This window comes from Actinomadura darangshiensis (assembly GCF_004349235.1).
GTDB lineage: Bacteria > Actinomycetota > Actinomycetes > Streptosporangiales > Streptosporangiaceae > Spirillospora > Spirillospora darangshiensis.
This window is the reverse complement of the sequence record NZ_SMKY01000138.1, coordinates 1-22,593: the sequence shown is the minus strand read 5'-3', so window position 1 is coordinate 22,593 and position 22,593 is coordinate 1. Positions and strand designations below refer to the sequence as shown.

Sequence of the window (22,593 nt, the reverse complement as noted above, 5' to 3'; positions counted from 1 at the left end):
GGCCGCGGGGGGCGGCGCGGACGCGGCGGGAGGGGCAGGCTCCCGGCGGTCCGCTGATGCGGCTGCCGGCCGTGCTCGGCGAGCGGTACGCGGTGGTCGCCGAACTGCCGGTGCAGGGTGCCGAGTCCGACCTGCTGCTGGTGCGGGACGACCGGGGCGACGAGTACGTGGTGAAGGTCTTCCGCAGCGGGTACCGCGCCGACCGGGAGGTGTGGGCGAAGCTGCCCGCACTGGATGCGCCGAACGTGCTGCACCTCCTGGAGACGGGCCACGCCGACGGGCGCGACTACGAGGTCGCGGCCTACGCGCCGGACGGCAATCTGCGGACGCTGATGGAGGAAGGGCCGCTCCCCTGGGAGACGGCCGGCGAGGTCGCCGCGCAGCTCGCCGCCGGTCTCGGGGCGCTGCACCGGGCGGGCATCGTCCACCGGGACCTCAAGCCCGAGAACGTTCTGGTGCTGGGGAAGGAGCCGGTGCGGCTCGCGATCGCCGACTTCGGGCTGAGCAAGGTCCTCGACCAGAGCGTCGTGTTCGCCTCGTCGTCGCGGACGCTCGCCTACGCGGCGCCGGAGTCGCTGTCCGGCCAGGTGTCGCCGGCGCGCGACTGGTGGTCCCTTGGCATGATCGTCCGGGAGCTGGCGACGGGCCGGGCGCCGTTCCAGGGGCTGAGCGAGACCGTCGTGGTCGACCATCTCGCGACGCGGCCGGTGAGCGCGGACGACGTCCCCGAGCCGAGGCTGCGGCTGCTGTGCCAGGGCCTGCTGACCCGCGACCCTCGCAAGAGGTGGACCGGCGAGCAGGTCCAGGAGTGGCTGGACGGCGGTTCGCCGCACGTCGCCGAAGACACCGTCCCCGCCGAATCCGGCCCCGGGCTGCCGTTCAGGGGGCACCGCTACACCGACCGGGCGGAGCTGGCGCGCGCACTCGTCGAGAACTGGGACCACGCCGCCCGCTACTTCTTCGGACGCGGCGAGACCGGCGAGGCGTGGCGGAGCCTGCGGGAGTGGCTGGCGGAGATACCGGACGACAGCCGCATCGCGCTCGTCGACGGCCGCCTCACGACGCACCTGCCGCCCGACGTGAAGATCGCGCACCTGGTGCGGTGGCTGGATCCGTCGATGCCCCCGCACTTCCTCGGCCGCCGGATCACCGCGGGCGACCTGCCCGGACTCGCGGCCCTGGCGCGCGACCAGCACCATCCCGACCACCGCACCGCCTGCCTCATCGGGCGGGCGCTGTGGGAGCACGGCGTCCTGCATGTGCTCGCCGACTTCGAGGGCGGCGAGGAGCTGGCCAGGGTCGACGACCAGTGGCGCGCGCACGTGTCGGCGTGGAACGACCTGGCGCGCTGGCTGCGCGAGCAGAACGCCACGCCGCCGGGTCTCGCCATGAGGCTGCCCGACGCCGGTGTGGAGGAGCCGCCCGCCGTCCTGCTCGCGCTGCTCGCGCTGGCGGCGCGGCCGGCCGAGACGCACCGGCTGATCGCCGAGGGCGCGGCGCGGGCGCGCGCGTCGGTCCCCGAGCCGGTGCCGTGGTTCACCTGGATGACGGACGGGGCGGGCGACGATCCGCTCCGGCTGCTCGCGATCGCGCAGGCCGCGCCCGAGGCGGCGGCGGAGAGCGAGTCGCGGACGCGCGAGCGGCACGCCGCCGGGCAGCGGGACGATGCGCTGCGCACGCACCACGCCGACCGTGAGCGGCAGCGCCTCGCGGGACGCGACAAGGCCACGATGAAGGCCGTCGCGGCGACGCTGCCGCTGCTGTTCTGCTGGCTCCTCGGAAGCTGGATCGTCGGTTCCCTGTTCGGCGGCGACGACGACGGGACGGCGTCGGTCGGCCTGCACAGCTCCACCTCGGGCGCCGGCTTCGGCGTGCTGGCCGTCGTGTCCCTGGTCGCCTGGGCGGTGGAGTGCGGCGCCGAGGTGTTGGTGGCGCGCGCGCAGGGCACCGAGTATCTCCCCCACGGGCCGTGGGCGATGATCGCGAACGTCCTCGGCGCGAGCGGCCGCGGGCTGTCGACGGCGTCCCACACGGTGTCGGGCGCGGCGCGGATGACCGGGCGGCGCGGCTGCGGGTGCCTGCTCGTCGCCGCGGCGGTGCCGATGTTCCTCTTCCTCCTGCTGATCGCGGCGGTGACGTCCGTCGCGAGCGTGCTGTGGGCCCTCGCGCTCATCGTCGTGGCCGCCGCGCACGCCGTCGCGGCGGGCGTGCGGCTGCACCAGTGGCGGCAGGCCCGGTCGATCGGAGGAACCCCTTGAGCAGCGGGATCGACGCGGACATCGCGCTGGACGCCGCGGTGGTGCTCAGCCTCGGCGTGGCGAGGCTGGCCGGGGCCGGCGCGGGCCTCGCCGGGCGCGGCGCGGAGGCGCTGGCCGCGCGCGCCGCCGGGCGGGCCGAGGCGCGGGCGGCGGCGCTCGCCGAGGTCGAGACGCACGAGCGGGCGCTGCGGGAGGCCGTGGAGCGCAACGCGCGCATCGACGCGCTCGCCGAGACCCGCTCGAAGCTCGGCGCGGACGTCGCGCTGCCCGCGGCCATCGGCCTGGACGAGCGCTCCGCCGCGGAACTGACCGCGTGGTGCGCCGCCACGGACGCGGTCCTGGACGAGGCCGAACGGCACCTCTCCGAGCACCTCGCCGCCCAGGTCAGCGCACAGATCTTCGCCGTCCCCGCCGAGGGGCTGGAGACCGACACGGGGCAGGGGGCGCCGCCGCCGCGCGCGGATGACGTCCGCGAGCACCTCGAACGGATCATGGCGCGGCTGCTGCCCGACGCGACCGAGGCCGAGCGGCTGGCCGTCGCCGAGGCGGCCCGGCTGCTCGCGGACGCCGCCACGGCGGCCGAGGCGGAGGGCGTCCTGCAGGAGGTGCGGCTGCGGATCCAGGACGCCAACCGCCGCACCCGCGGCCGCCGCGACGAGGAGCGGCGGCTCGCCGCCGAGCGGGACGCCGCGGAGCAGGCCGTGGCCGAGCGCCGGTACGTCCTCGACTCGATCACGACCGCGTTCGAGGACCTGGGGTACGAGGTCCAGGCCGGGTTCGAGACGTTGACGGCCGAGGACGGCTCGGTGACGCTGACGAAGGGCGCCTGGCCCGACCACAGCGTCCGGATGCGCGTGGACGACGCCGCGCACGTGCGGGCGTCCATGGTGCGCGAGCGTCCCGCCGAGAGCGAGGACGACCGGCGGCTGGACGTCGAGCGGGAGGAGGAGTGGTGCTCGGCCTTCGAGTCCGCGCGGGAGCGGCTGGCGGCGGCGGGCATCCGCTCGGATGTGGGCTGGCGGCTGGAGCCCGGCGTGCGTGAGCTGCCGGTTTCGGCCTCCGCACGGCAGACTAGGGGCCGTGTCGGGCAACGCGAACGCTCCCGCGAACGTCACAAGTGAAGGTGCGGGGGCGCTACGGGGACGGAGTGGAGCGCGCAGATGAGCGGAGCGAACCGGGGGGTGTGGGGGGTCGCCCCCCCACAAGGGAGCACGCATGAGCATTGATTCGCCGACGCTCGGGGGGCGGCTGCAGGGGTGGCCGCCGTTCATCCGGGAGCTGGACGCGACACTCTCGGTGCACTCCCAGTACGTCCTGTCGGGCAACCTGTACGACAGTTTCCTGTCACCGTCGGCGGACGGCACGGCGGGGCTGCTGCCGCTGCGCGCCCTGTTGTGGGAGACGCTGCGCTCCAGCGGCGCGTCCTTCATGGCGGTCTACGACCCGGTGGACGGCCTGCAGATCTATCCGGACGGCGGCGACGCGGCGCAGGCGGCCGAGTCGCTGCTCGGCAAGACCAAGCCGGAGGACAAGCCGTCGCTGGAGGGGTTGACCCGGCAGCTGGCCGCGGTGGCCCGGCCGCAGGAGAACGTCCGCGCCGCGTTCGTGATCGACTCGGCGTCCCGGATCGCCCGCACCCCGACCGACCTGGAGCCGGCGGAGCGCGACTTCTTCCGGTTCTGCGCGAAGCTGTCGCGCAGCGCGCGCCCGGTCCGGGTGACGGGGGCGCGGCCGAAGCCGCTCTACAACCCGATCGTGTGGCTGGTGGAGCGGCCGGGCGACCTGCCGCCGTGGCTGACGACCGACAACGAGAACATCCGCGAGATCACGATCCCGCGGCCGCATCTCGGCGACCGGCAGGAGACGGCGCGGCTGCTGGCCCGCGCGTTCGGCGTCGGCGACGTGGCCGAGGACGAGGCGGCCGCGGCGGCGTGCGACGCGTTCGCCGAGCAGGCCGACGGGCTGACCCTGCAGTCGATGATCGAGGTGACCCGGCTGGCGAAGGAGCGCAACGTCGACCTCGCCGACCTGCCGGACGCGGTCCGCACCTACAAGCTCGGCGTGCTCGACAACCCGTGGAGCCGCGGCCATCTGCGCCGCCGGGTGCTGGACGGGGAGAAGCGCGTCCCGGAGCGGGTGATCGGGCAGCCGCAGGCCGTCACCAAGACGCTCGACATCCTCAAGCGGGCGGTGCTCGGGCTGTCGGGCGCGCAGGCGACCAAGTCGGGCAGCCGGCCGCGCGGTGTGCTGTTCTTCGCGGGCCCGACCGGCACCGGCAAGACGGAGCTGGCGAAGGCGATCACCGAGCTGGTGTTCGGCGACGAGTCCGCCTACCTGCGCTTCGACATGAGCGAGTTCTCCGGCGAGGGGTCCGGCGACCGGCTGATCGGGTCGCCGCCCGGGTACGTGGGGCACGAGGCGGGCGGCGAGCTGACCAACGCCGTCCGCGAGGACCCGTTCCGGGTGATGCTCTTCGACGAGATCGAGAAGGCGCACCCGCGGATCCTGGACAAGTTCCTGCAGATCCTGGAGGACGGCCGGCTCACCGACGGGCGCGGCAACACCGTGCACTTCTCCGAGTCGATCCTGATCTTCACCTCGAACCTCGGCCTGTTCGTGCCGGGCCGCGACCTGACGACCAGGGACGGGTCCCCGTTCGGGGCGCCGGACCGTGTGCAGAACATCACACCCGGGATGACCTACGACGAGGTCGAGCAGCGCATCAAGGGCGCCGTCGCCGACCACTTCACCGAGGTGCTGAACCGGCCGGAGCTGCTCAACCGGTTCGGCGACAACATCGTGGTGTTCGACTTCATCTCCGCCGAGGCCGCGCACAAGATCTTCGATCTGCAGTTCGCGAACATCTGCCGGCGGGTCACCGAGGAGCACCGGCTCGTCCTGTCGGTGAAGGGGGACGCGCTGAAGACGCTCCGCGGGTGGTGCACGGACGAGCTGGACAAGGGGGGCCGCGGCATCGGCATGGCCCTGGAGTCGCACTTCGTCAACCCGCTGGCGCGCGCGCTGTTCGACCGCGAGCTCGTCCCTGACGAGAAGGTCACCGTGACGGGGATCCGGCGCGAGGGCAGCATCGTCCATCTGGACCTCCAGTGACCTCGCTGCTGCTCGCCAAGGCGCACTATCCGGTGACCACACTCGGCCCCGGCACCCGGGCGGGCATCTGGACGCAGGGCTGTACGCTGCACTGCCGCGGCTGCCTGTCGCGGGACACGTGGGAGGCGGACCCGGGCAGGTCGGTGCCGGTCGAAACGGTCCTAGGATGGCTCGCGTCCCTGCCGGAACCGGTCGACGGGGTGACCATCTCGGGCGGTGAGCCGTTCCAGCAGCCGGCCGCGCTGGCGGCACTGCTGCGCGGCATCCGCGCGTGGCGGGACGCCCTCGACCGTGAGACGATTGCGTTGGACATATTGGTCTATAGCGGATATGTCTTCTCTCGGCTCTCGCGCACCGGCACGACGCGCGAGATCCTGGACATGTGTGACGCCGTGATCACGGGGCCGTACGTCGACCGGCTGAACCCGGGGGGGCGACACTCGGGGGACGGCTCTCTACTCTGGAGGGGGTCGGCCAACCAGCGTGTCGTGCCGCTGTCCCCGCTGGGACGTGAGCGGTACGGGGCGGTGGCCGGCGTCGGGAAGACTGGAGAAGGAACAGGGCCCCGAGTACAGGTGTCCGTGGACGAAGGGCCGGAGGGAAGGCGGGTGTACTACATCGGGATCCCGCGAAGGGGTGACATGGAGCACCTCACGTCGAGGCTCGACCGCGCCGGGGTGCGCTCGGGGGATGTGTCATGGCGACCTTGAACTGTCCGGTCTGTGACGAGCCGTTCCAGCCGGGCGATCTGCTCTGCATGAGCTGCGGGGCCAACCTGGCGCGCGCCGGCGGCGGCGCGCCCCAGCAGGGCCCCGGGGGGTACGGCCAGCCGCCGGGCCCGCAGGGCGGCCAGCAGTACGGGGCTCCCCAGCAGGGGCAGCCGCAGCACGGCCAGCCCCAGTACGGGCAGCCGCAGCACGACCCGTACGGGCAGCAGGCTCCCCAGCAGCAGGCGCCGCCTCAGCCGCCGCAGGACCCGTGGGGCCAGCCGCAGCAGCAGGCGCCCGACCCGTGGGGGCAGCAGCCCATGCCGCAGGCGCCTCCCGCCGACCAGCACGGACAAGGTCAGCAGGGGCAGGGCCAGCACGGGCAGCCGCAGCCCCAGTACGGCCAGCCGCCGCAGGACTACGGACAGCCCCAGCAGGACTACGGGCAGCCGCAGCAGGGCCAGCCCCAGCACGGGGGCCAGCCGCAGCAGCAGCCGCCCGCGGACCCGTGGGGGATGCCGCAACCGCAGCAGCAGGCTCCCGACCCGTGGGGAGCGCCGCAGCAGCAGGCACCGGAACCCTTCCAGCAGCAGCAGCCACAGGACCAGTTCCCGCCGCAGCAGCAGTATCCGCCGCAGCAGGACCAGCAGTTCCCACCGCCGCAGGACCAGTTCCAGCAGCAGCCGCAGGACCAGTACGGTGCCCCACAGCCCCCTCCGGGCGACCACCAGTTCGGCCAGCCGCCGCAGCAGCAGTACGGCCAGCCCCAGCAGGACTACGGGCAGCCGCAGCCTGACTACGGCCAACCCCAGCACGGCCAACCCCAGCATGGGCAGCCGCAGCACGGCCAGCCGCAGCACGGGGGCCAGCCTCCGCTGCCGCCGCACGGCCGCGAGGCGACGCTGCTGCCGCACGAGCAGGGCCCGCCCAGGTCCGACAGCACGGCGTTCATGTGCCCGTACTGCGAGGCGGTGCTGAGCAACCCGGGCGCCGCGCAGTGCGACTCGTGCCTGCGCCCGCTGCCGCAGAAGGGCGGCACACCCGTCCTGCGCATCCAGTTCCCGACGGGCGAGCTGAAGGTCTCCGTCGGGCAGCACCTGGTGCTCGGACGGGACGCCGGCCAGTCTCCGGTGGCGGCCACGTTCACGCAGTACGACAACGTGTCGCGGCGCCACTCGACGCTGTGGCTCGACCCGTCCGGGACGGCGTGGGTGCGCGACGAGGGCTCCACCAACGGGACGTTCGTCAACGGCGAACGGCTCCCCCGCGGTGTGGAGGCCCCCATCCGCGACGGCGACCAGCTCCGCCTGGCCGCCGACGTGACCGGCACCGTCCAGCTGAGCTGACGGCCGGAACGGCGAACGGCGGCCCCGGGGATCGGATCCCCGGGGCCGCCGCCGTTTCCGCGACCAGCACGGGGCCGCTCCTGAAAACGCGACGGGGGCCGCCCGGTACCGGACGGCCCCCGCCCCTTCGGCGCTCGGTCGGCCGGAAAGCTCGGTCCGCCGCGGACAGCCGGAACGTCGGTCCGCCGTAACGCCTGGTCTCGTGGGGTCAGCGTCGTGCCAGGGTCAGCCCGCGCGCTTGGTGCGGGCGCGGGTGCGCTCGCGCTCCTTGGCGTCCAGGACGACCTTGCGGATGCGGACGTTCGCCGGCGTCACCTCGACGCACTCGTCCTCGCGGCAGAACTCCAGCGCCTCCTCCAGCGACAGGAGCCGGGGCGGGGTGAGCCGCTCCAACTCGTCGCCGGTGGACGAGCGCATGTTCGTGAGCTTCTTCTCCTTGGTGATGTTGACGTCCATGTCGTCGGAACGGGAGTTCTCCCCGACGATCATGCCCTCGTACACCTCGGTGGTCGGCCCGACGAAGAACGTGCCGCGCTCCTGCAGGTTCGTGATCGCGTACGCGGTGGCGGCGCCGGACCGGTCGGCGACGAGCGACCCGGACGGACGGGTCCGCAGCTCGCCGAACCAGGGCTCGTAGCTTTCGAACACGTGGTGCGCCATGCCGGTGCCGCGCGTCTCGGTCATGAACTCGGTGCGGAACCCGATCAGGCCGCGGGCCGGCACCAGGAACTCCATCCGGACCCAGCCGGTGCCGTGGTTCGTCATGTGCTCCATGCGGCCCTTGCGGACCGCCATCAGCTGCGTGACGGCGCCGAGGTGCTCCTCGGGGATGTCGACGGTGAGCCGCTCGACCGGCTCGTGCTTCTTCCCGTCGACGTCCCGGGTGACGACCTGCGGCTTGCCGACCGTCAGCTCGTAGCCCTCGCGGCGCATGTTCTCGACGAGGATCGCCAGGGCCAGCTCGCCGCGGCCCTGCACCTCCCACGTGTCCGGGCGCTCGGTCGGCAGCACCTTGATCGACACGTTGCCGACCAGCTCGCGGTCGATCCGGTCCTTGACCATCCGGGCGGTGACCTTGGTGCGCTTCTCGCGGCCCGCCATCGGCCCGGTGTTGGTGCCGATCGTCATGGAGATCGCCGGCTCGTCCACCGTGATCAGCGGCAGCGGGCGCGGGTCGTCCGGGTCGGCGATGGTGTCGCCGATCATGATGTCGGGGATGCCGGCGATCGCGATGATGTCGCCGGGCCCGGCCGCCTCGGCCGGCTTGCGGGTGAGCGCCTCGGTCATCAGCAGTTCGGTGATCTTCACCCGCTCGACGCTGCCGTCGTGCCGGCACCAGGTGACCGGCTGGCCCTTCTTGATCGTGCCGGCGTGCACCCGGCACAGTGCGATCCGGCCGAGGTAGCTGGAGGCGTCCAGGTTCGTCACGTGCGCCTGCAGCGGCGCGTCCGGGTCGTAGGACGGCGCCGGGATCGTCTCGGTGATGACCTTGAACAGCGGCTCCAGGTCGGCCGAGTCCGGCATGGCGGCGTCGGCGGGCTGGTTCAGCGAGGCCCGCCCGGCGCGGCCGGACGCGTACACGATCGGGAAGTCGATCTGGTCCTCGTCGGCGTCGAGGTCCATGAACAGCTCGTACGTCTCGTCCACGACCTCGGCGATGCGGGCGTCGGGACGGTCGGTCTTGTTCACGACCAGGATCACCGGCAGCCGCGCGCCGAGCGCCTTGCGCAGCACGAACCGGGTCTGCGGGAGGGGGCCCTCGCTGGCGTCCACCAGCAGGACGACGCCGTCCACCATGGACAGGCCGCGCTCGACCTCCCCGCCGAAGTCGGCGTGCCCGGGCGTGTCGATGATGTTGATCGTCAGCCCGTTGTGCCGGACGGCGGTGTTCTTGGCGAGAATGGTGATCCCCTTCTCGCGCTCGAGGTCGTTGGAGTCGAGCACCCGGTCGTCGACGTCCTGGTTCTCGCGGAAGGCCCCGGACTGCCAGAGCATGGCGTCGACCAGCGTCGTCTTGCCATGGTCGACGTGGGCGACGATCGCGACGTTTCGGAGGTCGTCGCGCGTGGAGATGGGCATGCGGGTTCGCCTTGCGTGAGAGTTCGGAAGTGGCCGCAGACACGCGACGAACCCATTCTACTTGCCGTGCGTACCACCCATCACGAGCCGTTCGCACCACCCGGCACACCAGCCCCGATTGGCGAACTTTGCGCATCCTTTGTAATCTGCCCGAGATCCGGTCGTCCGGAGCCCCACCCCCCGGGGCTGCGGCCGGAACGCCGAATCCCCCGCTCGAGGGGGAACCGGGGACCCAACCCCCTGGGGTGAATCGACACACGTCGTAGGGCGACTCCTGGCCCGAACCCGTCAGCTAACCCGGTAGGCGCATGAGGAGAGGAGAGAGCCGGCTTGGCCCCGGATCCCCACCGGCGGCGGCGCATCGCGCCCGCCGCCACCGCAGCCGCCATGCTTCTGATCGGCCTCGGCGCCACCGCGCCCGTCGCCGCCCACGCCGCGCAGCCGTTCCGGCTGGCCGCCGCCCCGTCGGCGCCCAGCCCCACTCCGACGACGGAGAAGGGCCTGCGCAAGAGCCTGGACGCGCTGAACGAAGAGGCCGAGATCCTCACCGAGAAGTTCAACAAGACCCGCGTCGAGCTGGGCAAGGCCAAGAAGGCCGAGCAGGCCGCCACCAAGGAGGCCGAGCGGCTGCGCACCCTGGCCGAGCCGGCCCGCGCGCAGCTCGGCCGGCTGGCCGCGGCGAACTACATGTCCGGCGCCCCCGACGTGCTCTTCGGCGCCGGTGCGTCCCCGGACGGGCTGTCCGACCGCGCCTACCTCGCGCAGAACCAGGCGACCGCCGTCCTGGCGCTGAAGAAGCAGATCGACCAGGCCGACGCCGCGCAGCACTCCGCCAAGGCCAAGACCGCGCAGACCCAGAAGGCCTGGGACGATGCCAAGAAGGCCCGCGGGGCGGCTAAGGCCAAGGTCGCCGAGGTGATGAAGCGCCTCGACAAGCTCACCACCACGCACGCCCGCGACCCGCACACCGGCCTCTCCGCCACCATCAAGGGCTCGGGCCTGCCCGCCAAGATGGCCCGCAAGGCCTACGGCAAGCTCGGCTCCCCGTACGTGTGGGCCGCCGCCGGGCCGAGCAGCTTCGACTGCTCCGGCCTCGTCGTCTGGGCCTACGCCCAGGTCGGCAAGTCCGGCCTGCCGCACTACACCGGCGACCTGTTCTCCATGGGGACGAAGGTCTCCCGGAGCGAACTGCGCTCCGGCGACCTGGTCTACTTCGGCGGCAACCTGCACCACATGGGCATCTACCTCAGCGACGGCAAGTTCCTGCACGCCCCGTCGACCGGCGATGTGGTGAAGATCTCCAAACTGTCCGAGCGCTCCGACTTCGCGGGCGCGAACCGCATCTCCTGACCCACTCCCCCTGAGACACAAGGGCCCCCCGCGGCGCGGCGGGGGGCCCTTGTATATGGCTTTTTCTCCTCCTTCGGGCCTGGGGGCCCTCCATCGTCGAAAAACGCGTGCGATCGCTGCATCGCTCCGGCTCGCCTAGCGGCTCGCTGCGCGATCAGGTTTCTCGCAAGCTCGAAACCTGCCTTCGGACGCGATCGCGGTGGCCCAGGTCGTTGCGGGGTTGCGGTGGTGGTTGAGGTATTCGTTCAGGTGAGGCCCTGTTCGGCGAGGATGTCGACTACGGGGCGGTCGCCGGGGAGCCAGGGGACGTCGTAGAGCTCGTTTGGGGTCAGCCAGCGGAGGGCCAGGTGCTCCAGAGGTTCGGGGGTGCCTTGGATTATCTCGGCGGTCCAGACTCGGAGGAGGCTGCGTTCGCTCAGGCGCCAGTCGCCGCCGATGCGGCGGCCCAGGCGGATCTTGATGGCGAGTTCCTCCTGGCATTCGCGGACGAGGGCGTCCTCGTCCGACTCGCCAGGGTCGACCTTGCCGCCGGGCAGTTCCCAGCCGCCCGCCATGTGCGGCGGCTCGGCGCGCTGAGCGCTCAGCAGCCGTCCGTCCGAGATGATCGCCGCACCTACGACAACGAGATCGATCGCAACCAGCTCCTCTTCGTCAGGTCCGCGGCCGGCCGACCAGGCGCGCCGACTCGCGGACGATCTCCTCCAGGTGGTCGCCGTGGGCGCCGCGCCAGTACACCTGCCCGCAGTCCGCGCAGCGGCCGTACACGTCGTAGCTGCGGCGGGTCCCCGCCTCCAGGTGGCGTTCGACGTCCTGCTTGTCGACCGGGAGCAGCTCGCCGTTGCAGGCCGTGCACCGCGTCCAGGGGTTCAGGGCGGGCGCGAAGCGGTCGAGCAGGTCGCGGAGCTGGTCGTCCGGCCGGGAGCCGCGGACGTAGGCGCCGAACCACAGCGCGCGGCGGCGCAGGAGCCCGCGGTCCTGGGTGAGGAGGACGCGGCGCTCCTCGTTGGCCTGGACGACCAGCGCCGGGTCGTCCATGTCGTTGTGGTAGGCGGTGTCGAGGCCGAGGAGGCGCATCCGCCGCGCCAGCGTGCCCAGGTGGACGTCCAGCAGGAAGCGGGGCGCGTCCTGGGCCGGCTCCAGCGGGACGGGTTGAGGGCGCGGAACCGCCGACACGTGCACCTCGGCTCCGGCGTCCGGCCGGGTGGCGGGGCCGGCCGGCTCGCCGCCGATGGTCATCGGGCCCGCCTCGGGCAGCGGTACGCCGAGCGACTCGACGAGATGCCCGAGCGTGGACGTCCCGTCGTGCTTCACCCGGTGCACCGGCTTCCGCCGGGCGGCGGGCAGGAACATCAGCAGCTCGCCGGCGACACGGATGGTTATCTCGGGCTCCACGTCGCTCAGCATGCCACGCACCGCCGACGATCCCCGCCGCATTTTCCGCGGGTCAGGCGGCGATGTGCCCGGCGGCGTCGGTGAGGGACGCCAGCAGGGAGGGGACGTCCTGGCCCTGGAGCACTCCCCCGCGCTTGACCACTCGGCCGCCGACCAGGACGGTGTCGACGTTGCGCGTGTCCGCGGAGAGGACCACGGCCGCGATCGGGTCGTGGGCCGCGGCGACGCCGAGCGTGTCGGTGCGCAGGACGAGGAGGTCGGCCTGCTTGCCCGGGGTCAGCGAGCCGGTGACGTCCGCGAGCCCGGCCACCTCGGCGCCCTCGATCGTGGCCATGCGGAGCGCGTCGGCGGTGGTGAACCCCATGCCCGCGCCGTCCGGACGTCCGCGCTCCAGCACGTAGGCCGCCCGCATGATGCCGAACATGTCGCCGGGACCGGAGGCGACCGTGTCGGCGCCGAGCGCGGTCGGGATGCCGGCGGCGCGGGCCCGTCCCGTGGGGGCGAGGCCGATGTTCAGCGCCGCCTCGATCGCGGGCGCCACGGACACCGTCCCGCCGCTGGCGGCGATCCGCTCGAAGGCCTCGCCCGTGTAGAAGTTGGCGTGCACGTACGTCGTCGGGTGGTCCATCAGCCCGTTGCGGTCGAGGAACGCCAGGCCGCGCGCGGCGCTCTGCGCCCCGTGGCCGCCCATGTGCACGGTGACCGGCAGCCCGAGGTCGCGGGCCGTCCGCCACTCGGTCAGCGCGCGGTCCTCGCCCGCGATCTCCGGGCCGAGCGCCGCCACCGCCATGGTGATCGTCCCGGCGGGCGTGTCGAAGTGCTCGCGGTGGACGCGGCGCGTCTCGGCGGCGAGGTCGCCGTCGCCTCCGTGGCAGTGGCCGTACACCGCCCTGATGGCGGACGTCCGCAGCGCGGCGAGGTTCGCGTCCGTGTGGGCGGGGGTGAGGTTGATGTGGGACCAGTCGACCAGCGTCGTGATGCCCGAGTCGAGGCACTCCAGCGAGCCGGCGAGCGTCGCGGCGAACACGTCGTCCGGACGGTACCGGGGTGCCAGCTGGCCGAGCACGCGGTCGAGATAGGCGGGGAGCGTGCTGTCGGGGAGGACGACGCGGATCCCGGACTGCCAGGTGTGCCGGTGGGTGTCGACGAAGCCCGGCATGACGATGTGCCCGGTCGCGTCGATCACCTCGGCACCCGCCGGAGCGTCCAGGGCGGGACCGACCGCGGCGATGCGGCCGTCCTCGACGAGCACGTCGGTGTTCGCGCGCACGGCGGGGGCGGGCACGGTGTCGATGACGACGCCGTTCCTGAGCAGCAGAGTCGTTGGCATGCCTGAAAGCTTAAGAGTTAGCTTTTAGAAAAGCAACCTGTCGAGCGAGTACCCTCGGGGTGTGCAGGTGGACGGGGACGAGATCGACGTCGTGGCCGAGGCCTGGCGGCGGGACGGGCTGTCCGGGCCGCTCGTCGCGATGCTGGAGCTCAGCAAGCGCGCCGGCCGCATCTCCGCGCTGGTGCAGCAGGCGCTCCGCGGCCCGCTCGCCGAACTCGGCCTCACCTACGCCGAGTTCGAGGTGCTGACCGTCCTGCGCCGGGAGGGCGAGCCGTACCGGCTGCGGCCGAGCGAGCTCACCCGGTCGGCGTTCCTCACCTCCGGCGGGACGAGCAACGTCCTGCAGCGGCTGCAGAAGGCCGGTTACGTGGAGCGCGAGGCCAACGCCGGCGACGCCCGCAGCCGGTTCGTCCAGCTGACCGAGGACGGGCTGCGCGTCACCGAGCAGGCCCTCGCCGCCTCGGGGACGGCGCACGAGGAGGTCATGGCCCGGGTGCCGCCGGACGACGTCCGGCACGCGGCCGACGCGCTGCGCGAGATCCTGCTCATCGTCGGCAACCGCCGCTTCCGCTGACCCCGCCGATCAGTCGGCCGGCTGCTGCACCGCCAGGTCGGAGACCTTCTTTTTGAAGTCGGGGCGCGCGAGCGGGCGGGTCACGCCGACCCAGTCGGACCGCTTGTAGGACTTCACGCCGATCGCCGGCACGCACGACGAGCAGCTCGCCACGATCATCTTGCCCTTGCCGATGACCATGCCGACGTGCCCGGGATTGTCCGCGCCCGTCCCCGGCCCCGAGTTGAAGAACACCAGGTCGCCGGGCTGCTCCTTGCCCTTGCCCACCTTCACGCCGAACGGCCACTGTTCGAACGTCGTGCGCGGGATGTTCAGGCCGACCTGCCGGTAGGCGGCCTGGACGAGGCTTGAGCAGTCCCACGCGTCCGGCCCGTTCGCGCCGAACACGTACGGCTTGCCGCGCTGCGCCAGCGCGAAGGCGATCATCTTCTTCACCAGCTCGCCGACGTTGGCGGGCAGTTCGTTGTCGGCGCAGTCGATGCCGTTCGCCTGGACGATCTTGAAGTCGCCGCCGACATAGCGCTTCGCCCAGTCCAGGACGAGGTCGACGTAGTCCCACGAGTGGTTGTACTGGAAGATCGCGGTCTTCATCCGGCTGGGCGCGCCGTTGTGCTTGAGGTAGGCGGCGGCCGAGGGGATCGCGTCCGCCGGGTCGTAGCGGTCCTTCTTGCCGTCCTTGTTCCCGTCGACCGCGAACGCCTTGAACGTCGCGGCCAGGAACTGCATCGGGCCGCCCGCGCCCGCGTAGTTCTCCCCGCTGCTGACGCCGGGCTGCGTCGACCTGCCGTGGTCGGTCTCGACCTTCCCGATCCCGGCCAGCACGTTCCACGGGATGCCGTACTTCTTGCCCGCCGCCTGGTACAGCGCCAGGTAGGTCACCGGGACGGCCTTCGCGTCGTTCGCCGCCGCGGGCTGCGCGCCCGCCTCGGAGACGTTGACGCAGTTGCCGCCGACCCCGCCGCTGAACAGGAACTGTCCCGCGCCGAACATGAGCGGGACGAAGGCCAGCCCGACGAACAGCAGCGCCGCGACGCCGAGCGCGCCGGCCAGCAGCAGCCGCCGGGGGGTCATCCCGTGTCACCCGCCTGGCCAGCGTCCGCGGGCTCGAAGGAGTACACCTTCAGCGAGCCGCCGTCCCGCGACACCGTCACCGCGTACTTCTTGGTGTCGCTGGTCTTGGTGCCGCCCTTGGTGAGCTGCTGGCTGCCGGTGACCAGAAAGATGATCGAGTTGTCCTCGATGTTGCGGACCCGGTCGAGCGACGCCGACCCCTGCGCGACGGTCTGCTCGCGCTTGCGCTGATCCACGATCCCGGGCGTCGCCGCGTCCTGCCCGAGCCGCTGCTGGAGATCGTCGGTGGCCAGGCCGGTGAAACGTCCCATGTAGGCCTGGGGGGTCTCGTCGTAGCGGTACGTCCCGTAGGCGGCGACGAACCGCTGCGCCATGTCGGCGGCCGTGGCGAACTCCTGCCGGGAGAACGGCAGCAGCCGGTAGATGTCGAAGTCGCCCGGATTCACGGCGCTCTGGATACCGGACGGCGTGGACGACGGGCCCGGCGCGTTCGTGGCCGTGGCGGACGACCGCGCCTGCGGCCCGTCGTCGGACTCATGGGAGGGCGAGGCCACCGTCAGGTAGATGCCGACGGCGGCGAGCACCACGACGAGCCCTGCGAACAGCAGCTTGCGCCGCCGGTCGTTCAGGTTCATCAGTCCCGCTCCGAGTTACCGGACGGACGCTCCGGTGGACGCAGCCAGAACGGGATCGGCGGGGCGTCCTCCGAGTCGCGCCGGCCCCACAGCGGCGGAGGCCGCCGTCCGGGCGGCGCGGGACGCGACTGACCGCCGCCGTTGCCGCCGCCGGAACCGCCGTTGCCGCCACCGTTTCCGCCGCCACCGCCACCGCCGCTGACGCCTCCGCCACCGGTTCCGCCGCGTCCCGTCCAGGACGTCGGGCGGGACGCGCCCTTGCCGGAGCCCGCATCACCGGGCTTATCACGGTCCCTCGGACCGCCGACGATGATGCCCTCCTTGGCCGGATCGCCGTCCTTGCGGCGGTCGCCGAGCGCACCGCGCCGCGACGGCAGGTTCAGCGGCGGAGCCCCGCGCCGGGACCGGTTCTGCCGCGCCGCGGCGGCGCCCGCCCCGCGCGGTTTCGCCGCGAGCACCGGCGCGTCCTCGGGCGACTGGTCCTCGCCCGCGCCGGCCGCCCGGTCGGACCCGGCCAGGGCGACCGCCATGCCGGCCGGGCCGCCCGCGGCGGCCGCCGCCGCCGGCGCCGGGTCGTCCTTGATCCGGCGCAGCGCCTGGTACGCGCTCGCTCCCGGAAGCACCCGGTCGATCGTGCTCCGGCGCGCCTCGGCCACCGACTTGTTGAGCTCGGCCTCGCTCTTCTCCCGCGACCCGACCGCCGAGTAGCCGACGGCGGAGAACAGGTGCTGGAACGGTTTGCGGTACACGAACGCCGCGAACGTCACCAGCGCGATGAGGAGGATCTGCAGCCCCCACGGCAGCGTCTCGCCGAGGATCAGGCTGTACGCCCACAACAGCAGGGACAGGACGCCGATGAGCGCCGCCTGTTTCAGCAGCATCGACAGCAGCAGTTCGAGCCATCGGACGGCGATCACCCGTCCGAGGCCCGGATGTATCCCGATCCCGAGGAAGATCGGCCCGGCCACCAGGAGCAGCAGGAACGCGATCTTCACGACGATCAGCGCCGTCGCGATGACCAGGATGAGCAGCCCGGCGATCAGCGCCGCGAACAGCCCGCCGAACGCGACCCCCAGCCGGTTCTGCCAGTTCTTGCCCTGGTACAGGGCATAGGTCTCGGGATGATTGTCCTTGATGTTCTTCGTGACGTCCTTGTAGGCGTCGGCCTTCTTCCCCAGGTCGACCTTGTTCTGGCCATACGTCTCCGGCAGGTCGACCGCCTGCGACCACAGCAGCTTGTCGGCGTTCTCCTTCACGACCTTCGCGTTGGGGTCGGTCGTGCCGAACTCGCCCTGCAGCCAGGGCTTGCAGACCAGCGCCACCCACAGCGCGTTCGCGTTGCGGGTCGTCGGGTCCAGGTTCTGGGACGTCGCCGGATCGGGTTTGCCGCCCGGACTGGGTATACACGTCCCACCTCTGGTGTCGCTCTTCGGCAACGCGGCGTCGAACGCGGCGCTCGTCGCCTCGGACACCTTCGTCCCGAGCGTGGTGAAGTCCGCGGGCCGCGCGATCAGCCAGATCAGGCCCACCATCGCGGCGACCATCCACACCACGCCCTCGGTGACCTTGCTCGCCCGCTTGCGGACGAGCCCCCACCAGGCCAGCCACATCGCGCCGAGGATGACCACCCACGACCAGTAGCGCGCGTTGAACGTCTTGCCGACGCCGCTGATGACGCCGTCGACGGTGCCCTTCAGCCAGCCGAGCAGCGAGTCGGACGCGGCGGCCTGGTAGACACTGATCGTCGTCCGGTCGACCGTCCGGACGATGGTGAACACGGTGTTGGCGAGGGAGTTGCCCATCAGCCCCATGGCGTCCGAGCAGCCCATGTCGACCGCGTACCAGCTCTGCCCGGCCATGCCGTACCGGTCGTAGTAGGTGATCTGCTCGACCTTGGAGTTCCGCAGCCGCTCATTCGGATAGTCGGGCGGCTTGATCATGCCGTCCGTCCCCGACCCGTACTGCTCGGGCGGCGGATGGTCGGCCGGCTGGCACGCGTCGTTCAGCGGGTTCGGAATCTCCGGCACCGACGCCGACGCGGGCGCCAGCGGCCCCACCATGAACAGCGCCATGATGACCAGCAGCAGCACCGACCGGCGGCTGCGGCGGTAGCGGCGCCGCCGGAACCGGCCGGGCCGCGCGAGGACCGCGCGGTCGAGCCCTTCGCCGGGCGAGCGCTGCAGGCGCGTCATCCGGTCGCGGGAAACCCTCATCGGGTGGCCTCCTCGGCCTCGGCCCCCGCGACGGTGAGTTCGGACAGGCCCGGACGCGACCGGGTCGGGTTGGTGTCCAGCCAACGCTGCAGTTCCTCGGAGATCAGGTCGACGCCGATACGCCCCGCTCGGCCGTCGAGGTCACGGAAGATGCATTCGCCGTTGCCGAGGTTGCGCAGCACGGCCCGGTGCTCGTCGGACGCCTCCACCCCGAGGAGCGACATGACGTTGCCGACCTCGACCCGCTCGGTGGAACGGAACGAGAACACCGACGACAGGCAGTTCGTCACCTGTTCGTTCAGCAGGTCCCCCGCGTTCTGGGAGACCAGGATCAGCGCGGTGTTGCGGGAGCGTCCCATACGGGACACCTCCGGCACCAGCTTGGCGCCCTCCGGCGTGGCGGTGATCGCCCACGCCTCGTCCAGGAAGATGGCCTTCGGGAGCCGCCGGTCGAGGCCGTGCATGAGCCGCCGCGCGAACTGCGACACCAGGTACATCAGCGCGACCGACAGCCGCTGCTCGTAGGAGTAGTCCTCCCGCGAGATGGCGACGTCCGGCAGCGTGAGGCCGCCGAGGGTGAAGACGGTCGTCCAGCCCGCGGTGTCGATGCGCTCGCCGCCGGACGGGTCGAAGCACAGCCGGGCGAGCCGCATCTCCGACATGGAGCGCAGCACCGCGCCCAGGTTCTTGGACGCGGGGTCCTCCGCGGCCTCCAGATGGTCGACGACGCGTCCGAGGGACGGCCGCTCGGCGTTGGCGACCGCGCCGACCGCCTGGATCATCGCCGACTCGCGCTCCTCCGACATCCGCGGCAGCAGCAGCCGCAGCGTCTCCGTCGCCATCGTCTTCATCGTGGCGAGGTCGTCGCCGAAGGAGAACGGGTCGAGCAGGCCGGGCGCCGCCGATCCGAGCGGCATGATCCGCGCCTTGCGGCCCCGCGCCTCCAGCAGCTGGACGAGCGACTCCGCGTCGCCCTTCGGGTCGATCGCCGCGATGGTGACGCCGCGCAGCGCCATCTGGTAGATCAGCAGCAGCGCGAGCGTGGTCTTGCCGCCGCCGGGCTCGCCGGTGATCGCCACCGCGGTCGGGCGGTTGCGGGCCGCGGCGACGAGCGGGTCGAAGTGCACGATGGAGCGGGCCCGGCCGAGCGTCTCGCCGATGTACGGGCCGATCCAGCCCTCCTGCTCGTCGTCCGGGCGGTCCCCGAGGTCGACGGTCGCGACCGGCATGCCGCCCGCGATGGTCCGCAGCGGCTGCCGCTGCGCGTAGGCGTTCAGCCGGATCTGGTCGCCGGGCAGCGACTCCAGGAACAGCGAGAACTGGTCGCCGGTCGAGTTGACGACGTCGATGCCGATGTCGCGGTAGTGCTCGACGACGGCGTCCACCCGCTGGGCGAGCAGCTCCTCCGTCGGCGCGGACACGATCAGCCGGTGCCACCCGTACACGAACGGCAGCCGCTCCTTGGTGATGCCGTGCTCCAGCATCCGGGCCGCGTCGATCTGCTCGGCGAGCGCGATCGGCGCCTCCGCGCCCGCCTCCCGGATGTGCTGGTCCATGTCGCGGGCGTGCGCGAGCTTCCGCGAGACGTCCTTGGACGCCTTCGCCGGCGGGATCAGCTTCATCCGCGCGCTGATCTCCACCGGGAACGGGAGCGCGTCGGAGTAGTGGAGCCAGGGCTCGCCGTCCGGGAACGGCATCATGTCGGGGAACCGGGCGAACGACAGGTACGCGACATACGACGCGGCCGTGGCGCCGCCGCCCGCGCCGGTGAAGTTGGGCTGCTCGATCCGCAGGTACGAGCGCCCGTTGTGGATGGCGCCCTCGACCAGCGCCTCGATCTCGCCCTTGCCCCACGTCCTGCGCGCGACGGCCGACGGCGGCGGATCGGCGAGCGACCCCGTCACCGCATGCTGGAACAGCCACGCCACCTCGTTGGACATCGCGTGCCTGGCGTACAGGGCCGACCCGCCGAGCGCGCGGCCGACCCGTTCGGCCTGCTCCGTCCAGCGCGCGATCTCCTTCTTGTCGATCGCGTCGTCGTGCATGCCGAGGACGCTCTCGCTCCGCTTGTAGAAGCCCAGCAGCTGCGACAGCACGCCGCCGGACAGCTGCGCCCCCATGCCGCGCGGCCCCAGCCGCACCCCGAGGTAGACCTCCTTGGTCCAGAAGTCCTTCGCCCACACGTGCGCGTAGGTCTCCTCCAGGTACTCCCGCCAGCCGGCGCCGCCGTCGGACGTCTGATCCAGCGCGAGCGCCCACTCCGCCGCCGGGTACGTCCGGTGCGCGATCCGCAGGTGCACCTCGGCGTCCTGCATCCGGATGCCGGCGAGCGCGATGGTGATGTTGGTGGCGAGCGCCTCGCGCTCCTCCCCCGTGGTGAACTCGTACGAGACCGTGGGCAGCCGGAAGTACGCCCAAGCGGCACTGTCGGTGAACAGCACGCGGTCGTCGAAATAGCGCACGGCCAGCCGGCTGGACTTGCTCATGCCGCCCTCCTTCCGGCTCGTGCGGGCGTTCCGTCCGGCAATTCTCCCGTCGCACCGGCGGCCGCGCAGGGCTGCCCGGGAGAGTCTTCGCCATCCGGACGGTCATGAACGTCAGACGCGTCCGCAAGGAATGCCCGGGCGTTCTCCGCCCGGTGCCCGCGAGGGGCGCTCATCGGGTGGCCTCCTGCTCCTGCTGAAGCTCCTGGTAACGCTCGGGCATGACGGTGAAACCGCCGGCGACCACACCGGCGAGGGCAAGATAGGCGCGCCGCGTCGGCGTGCGCAGCGACTTCAGCTCGTTGCGGGGTGCGCGGTCCATGCTCAGGTGATCATCCCACGGGATGCGGACCAGCGCCCGGCATCGTCCGCGCGCGACGGCCTCGGCCTGCTCGACGTCGTCCATGCTCCGGCGGCTCACCCCGTTGATGACGGTCACCGCGCGGGACCGCAGCTCCTCGTAGCCGTGGCCGTCCAGCCACTCGAACGTCATCGCGACCGCGCGCGGCGCGTCCGCGCTGGCCGGCGCGACCAGCACGACCTGGTCGGCGTACGGCAGGACGCGCGCGACCACGGCCGCCGCCGCGTCCAGCATCGTCACCGAGTAGAACCGGTCGAGCGTGCGGATCGCGAGGGCGTAGTCGCGGTCGTCCAGCGCCTGGAGCGGGTTCTTGCCGGCCGCGATCACGTCGAGCCCCGACTTGGCCTGCGAGGTGTACCGCCGCATCGCGGTGAGGCTGCCGACCTGGTCGGCCCGCGTGATGAGCCCGGTCAGCGTCTCGTTGGTGTCGCTGCGCGTCCGCCGCGCCAGCGCCCCCGGCCCCGGATTCACGTCGAGCGCGACGACGGGCTCGCCGTTGTGCTGCGCGAACGTGTGCCCGAGCATCAGCGCCGTGACGGTCTGCCCGGCGCCCCCGGTGCACCCGAGCACCACGACGTGCCGCGTCCCGTGGAACGGCTGCTGGATCCGCTGCTGGTAGTCGGCGTCGACCTCGCCGTGCCCGCCGCCGACGGCGTGGATGAGCCGCCGCAGCCCGCCGCCGGTGACCTCGTGCTCCGGCCCCGGCGGCGTGATCGCGGGCCCGGACGGCGGCGGCGCCGGAGGCGGCGGCAACGGCCGCGGCCGCACCGGCGAGGCGGGCTGCGACCGCACCTCCCGGGGCGGCGCCTCCTCCACCGCCTCGGCCGGCTCCGGTGGGACGGGCTCCTCCGCCGGCCGCACCGGCTTGGAGAGCCCCTGGGACCAGGGCCGCGAAGGCTCCCGCAACGGCACCGCCTGCTGCGGCCACCGCGCGACCACCTCGCGGGGACGACCGGGGTGCCCGGGCTGTTCCGGCGAGGGCGCGGCCTCGTCCTGCGCACGCACCGGCTCCTGCGGTGCGGACGCGGGCCGCTCCACCGGCCGCGGAGGGCCGAACTGCTGCGGCGAAGGCACACCCCGCTCCGGCGAGCGCCCCGGCTGCTCCTGCGCGCGAACGGGCTGCTGCGGTGTAGGAGTGGCCTGCTCCGGACGCTCACCCTGCTCGTCCGACCCGCCGGCCTGGCTCGCCTGCTCCGAAGCCGCCCGCTCACGCTGATGCGCAACCTCGTCCCACGCCCGAACAGGCTGCCACCGCGGCGGCGCGACCTGTTCCGGCGGCCGTGCGGCCTCCTCCTGCGCACGCACGGGCTGCTGGGGCGCGGCCTCCTCTTGCGGGCGGCCCGGCTGCTCCTGCGCACGGGCGGGTTGCTGCGGTGTCGAGGCGGCCCGCTCCACCGAGCGCCCGGCCTCCCCCTGCGCAGAACCAGACTGCTCCTGCGCACGCACCGGCTCCCGCGGGGCGGCCTCCTCCCGCGGAGGACCGGATTGCTCCTGCGCACGCACGGGCTGCTGCGGCGCGGGCTGTTCCGGCGGCCTCGCGGCCTCCTCCCGCGGAGGACCGGATTGCTCCTGCGCACGCACGGGCTGCTGCGGCGCGGGCTGTTCCGGCGGCCTCGCGGCCTCCTCTTGCGGGCGACCAGGCTGGTCCTGCGCTCGCACCGGCTGTTGGGGGGTGGGCTGCTG

The 22,593-nt window shown here is 72.6% G+C and carries 18 protein-coding genes and 1 riboswitch; of the genes, 8 read left to right on the top strand and 10 right to left on the bottom strand.

Annotation, left to right across the window (positions count from 1 at the left end):
- The 4 genes from E1293_RS26375 to E1293_RS26360 all read left to right on the top strand — a co-directional run.
- Positions 1 to 2,258, top strand: a 2,258-nt coding sequence (locus tag E1293_RS26375; protein ID WP_132200173.1) for a serine/threonine-protein kinase, incomplete at its 5' end; no start/stop codon positions are given.
- Positions 2,255 to 3,379 carry a response regulator receiver protein gene (locus tag E1293_RS26370; RefSeq protein WP_132200172.1) on the top strand — a complete coding sequence of 375 codons (1,125 nt, stop codon included), beginning with the start codon at positions 2,255 to 2,257 and terminating at the stop codon, positions 3,377 to 3,379. The genes E1293_RS26375 and E1293_RS26370, both read left to right, overlap by 4 nt.
- 94 nt (positions 3,380 to 3,473) lie before the next feature.
- Positions 3,474 to 5,369 carry an AAA family ATPase gene (locus E1293_RS26365; RefSeq protein ID WP_132200171.1) on the top strand — a complete coding sequence of 632 codons (1,896 nt, stop codon included), beginning with the start codon at positions 3,474 to 3,476 and terminating at the stop codon, positions 5,367 to 5,369.
- Positions 5,366 to 6,079, top strand: a complete 714-nt coding sequence (locus E1293_RS26360; RefSeq protein WP_132200170.1) for a 4Fe-4S single cluster domain-containing protein — start codon at positions 5,366 to 5,368, stop codon at positions 6,077 to 6,079. The genes E1293_RS26365 and E1293_RS26360 overlap by 4 nt, the downstream gene beginning before the upstream one ends.
- Here E1293_RS26360 and E1293_RS26355 read toward each other — a convergent pair.
- Positions 5,983 to 6,990, bottom strand: coding sequence for a hypothetical protein (locus E1293_RS26355; protein ID WP_132200169.1), 1,008 nt, complete (start codon positions 6,988 to 6,990; stop codon positions 5,983 to 5,985). The genes E1293_RS26360 and E1293_RS26355 overlap by 97 nt on opposite strands.
- Before the next feature lie 36 nt (positions 6,991 to 7,026).
- Here E1293_RS26355 and E1293_RS26350 point away from each other — a divergent pair, with 36 nt between their 5' ends.
- Positions 7,027 to 7,422 carry an FHA domain-containing protein gene (locus tag E1293_RS26350; protein ID WP_132200168.1) on the top strand — a complete coding sequence of 132 codons (396 nt, stop codon included), beginning with the start codon at positions 7,027 to 7,029 and terminating at the stop codon, positions 7,420 to 7,422.
- Between the two features lie 225 nt (positions 7,423 to 7,647).
- Here E1293_RS26350 and typA read toward each other — a convergent pair whose 3' ends face one another.
- A complete protein-coding gene (gene typA, locus E1293_RS26345; RefSeq protein WP_132200167.1) occupies positions 7,648 to 9,501 on the bottom strand; it encodes a translational GTPase TypA in 1,854 nt (617 codons plus the stop codon).
- 188 nt (positions 9,502 to 9,689) lie between these two features.
- Positions 9,690 to 9,824, top strand: a riboswitch (cyclic di-AMP (ydaO/yuaA leader).
- Positions 9,825 to 9,831: 7 nt separating this feature from the next.
- Between typA and E1293_RS26340 the strand changes: the two genes are divergently transcribed.
- Positions 9,832 to 10,851: a C40 family peptidase gene (locus E1293_RS26340; protein ID WP_132200166.1), complete on the top strand. Its 1,020-nt coding sequence runs from the start codon at positions 9,832 to 9,834 to the stop codon at positions 10,849 to 10,851.
- A gap of 245 nt (positions 10,852 to 11,096) precedes the next feature.
- On the opposite strand, the gene E1293_RS26335 is transcribed toward E1293_RS26340, so the two are convergent.
- Genes E1293_RS26335 through E1293_RS26325 form a run of 3 tightly spaced genes read right to left on the bottom strand, consistent with a single transcriptional unit; the run spans position 11,097 to position 13,573 of the window.
- Positions 11,097 to 11,483, bottom strand: a complete 387-nt coding sequence (locus E1293_RS26335) for a (deoxy)nucleoside triphosphate pyrophosphohydrolase (RefSeq protein WP_132200165.1) — start codon at positions 11,481 to 11,483, stop codon at positions 11,097 to 11,099.
- 19 nt (positions 11,484 to 11,502) lie between these two features.
- A complete protein-coding gene (locus tag E1293_RS26330) occupies positions 11,503 to 12,255 on the bottom strand; it encodes a Mut7-C RNAse domain-containing protein (RefSeq protein ID WP_132200164.1) in 753 nt (250 codons plus the stop codon).
- A gap of 40 nt (positions 12,256 to 12,295) precedes the next feature.
- Positions 12,296 to 13,573, bottom strand: coding sequence for an amidohydrolase family protein (locus E1293_RS26325; RefSeq protein ID WP_132200163.1), 1,278 nt, complete (start codon positions 13,571 to 13,573; stop codon positions 12,296 to 12,298).
- A 61-nt stretch (positions 13,574 to 13,634) separates the two neighbouring features.
- Here E1293_RS26325 and E1293_RS26320 point away from each other — a divergent pair, with 61 nt between their 5' ends.
- Positions 13,635 to 14,147: a MarR family winged helix-turn-helix transcriptional regulator gene (locus E1293_RS26320; RefSeq protein WP_132200162.1), complete on the top strand. Its 513-nt coding sequence runs from the start codon at positions 13,635 to 13,637 to the stop codon at positions 14,145 to 14,147.
- A 9-nt stretch (positions 14,148 to 14,156) separates the two neighbouring features.
- On the opposite strand, the gene E1293_RS26315 is transcribed toward E1293_RS26320, so the two are convergent.
- The 5 genes from E1293_RS26315 to E1293_RS26295 all read right to left on the bottom strand — a co-directional run bounded on the left by E1293_RS26315 (position 14,157) and on the right by E1293_RS26295 (position 21,984).
- A complete protein-coding gene (locus E1293_RS26315; RefSeq protein ID WP_132200161.1) occupies positions 14,157 to 15,218 on the bottom strand; it encodes a C40 family peptidase in 1,062 nt (353 codons plus the stop codon).
- The gene (locus E1293_RS26310) at positions 15,215 to 15,853 is read right to left on the bottom strand and encodes a hypothetical protein (RefSeq protein ID WP_132200160.1); all 639 of its coding nucleotides are present in this window, start codon (positions 15,851 to 15,853) and stop codon (positions 15,215 to 15,217) included. Before E1293_RS26310 ends, E1293_RS26315 begins: the two co-directional genes overlap by 4 nt.
- A complete protein-coding gene (locus E1293_RS26305; RefSeq protein ID WP_207939105.1) occupies positions 15,853 to 18,066 on the bottom strand; it encodes a type IV secretion system protein in 2,214 nt (737 codons plus the stop codon). Before E1293_RS26305 ends, E1293_RS26310 begins: the two co-directional genes overlap by 1 nt.
- Entirely contained in the window at positions 18,063 to 20,552 is a 2,490-nt protein-coding gene (locus E1293_RS26300; RefSeq protein WP_132200159.1) for an ATP-binding protein, read from the bottom strand. The genes E1293_RS26305 and E1293_RS26300 overlap by 4 nt, the downstream gene beginning before the upstream one ends.
- Before the next feature lie 169 nt (positions 20,553 to 20,721).
- A complete protein-coding gene (locus tag E1293_RS26295; protein ID WP_132200158.1) occupies positions 20,722 to 21,984 on the bottom strand; it encodes a MinD/ParA family ATP-binding protein in 1,263 nt (420 codons plus the stop codon).
- 141 nt (positions 21,985 to 22,125) lie between these two features.
- Between E1293_RS26295 and E1293_RS26290 the strand changes: the two genes are divergently transcribed.
- A partial coding sequence (locus E1293_RS26290) for a hypothetical protein (RefSeq protein ID WP_132200157.1) occupies positions 22,126 to 22,593 on the top strand: 468 nt, incomplete at its 3' end.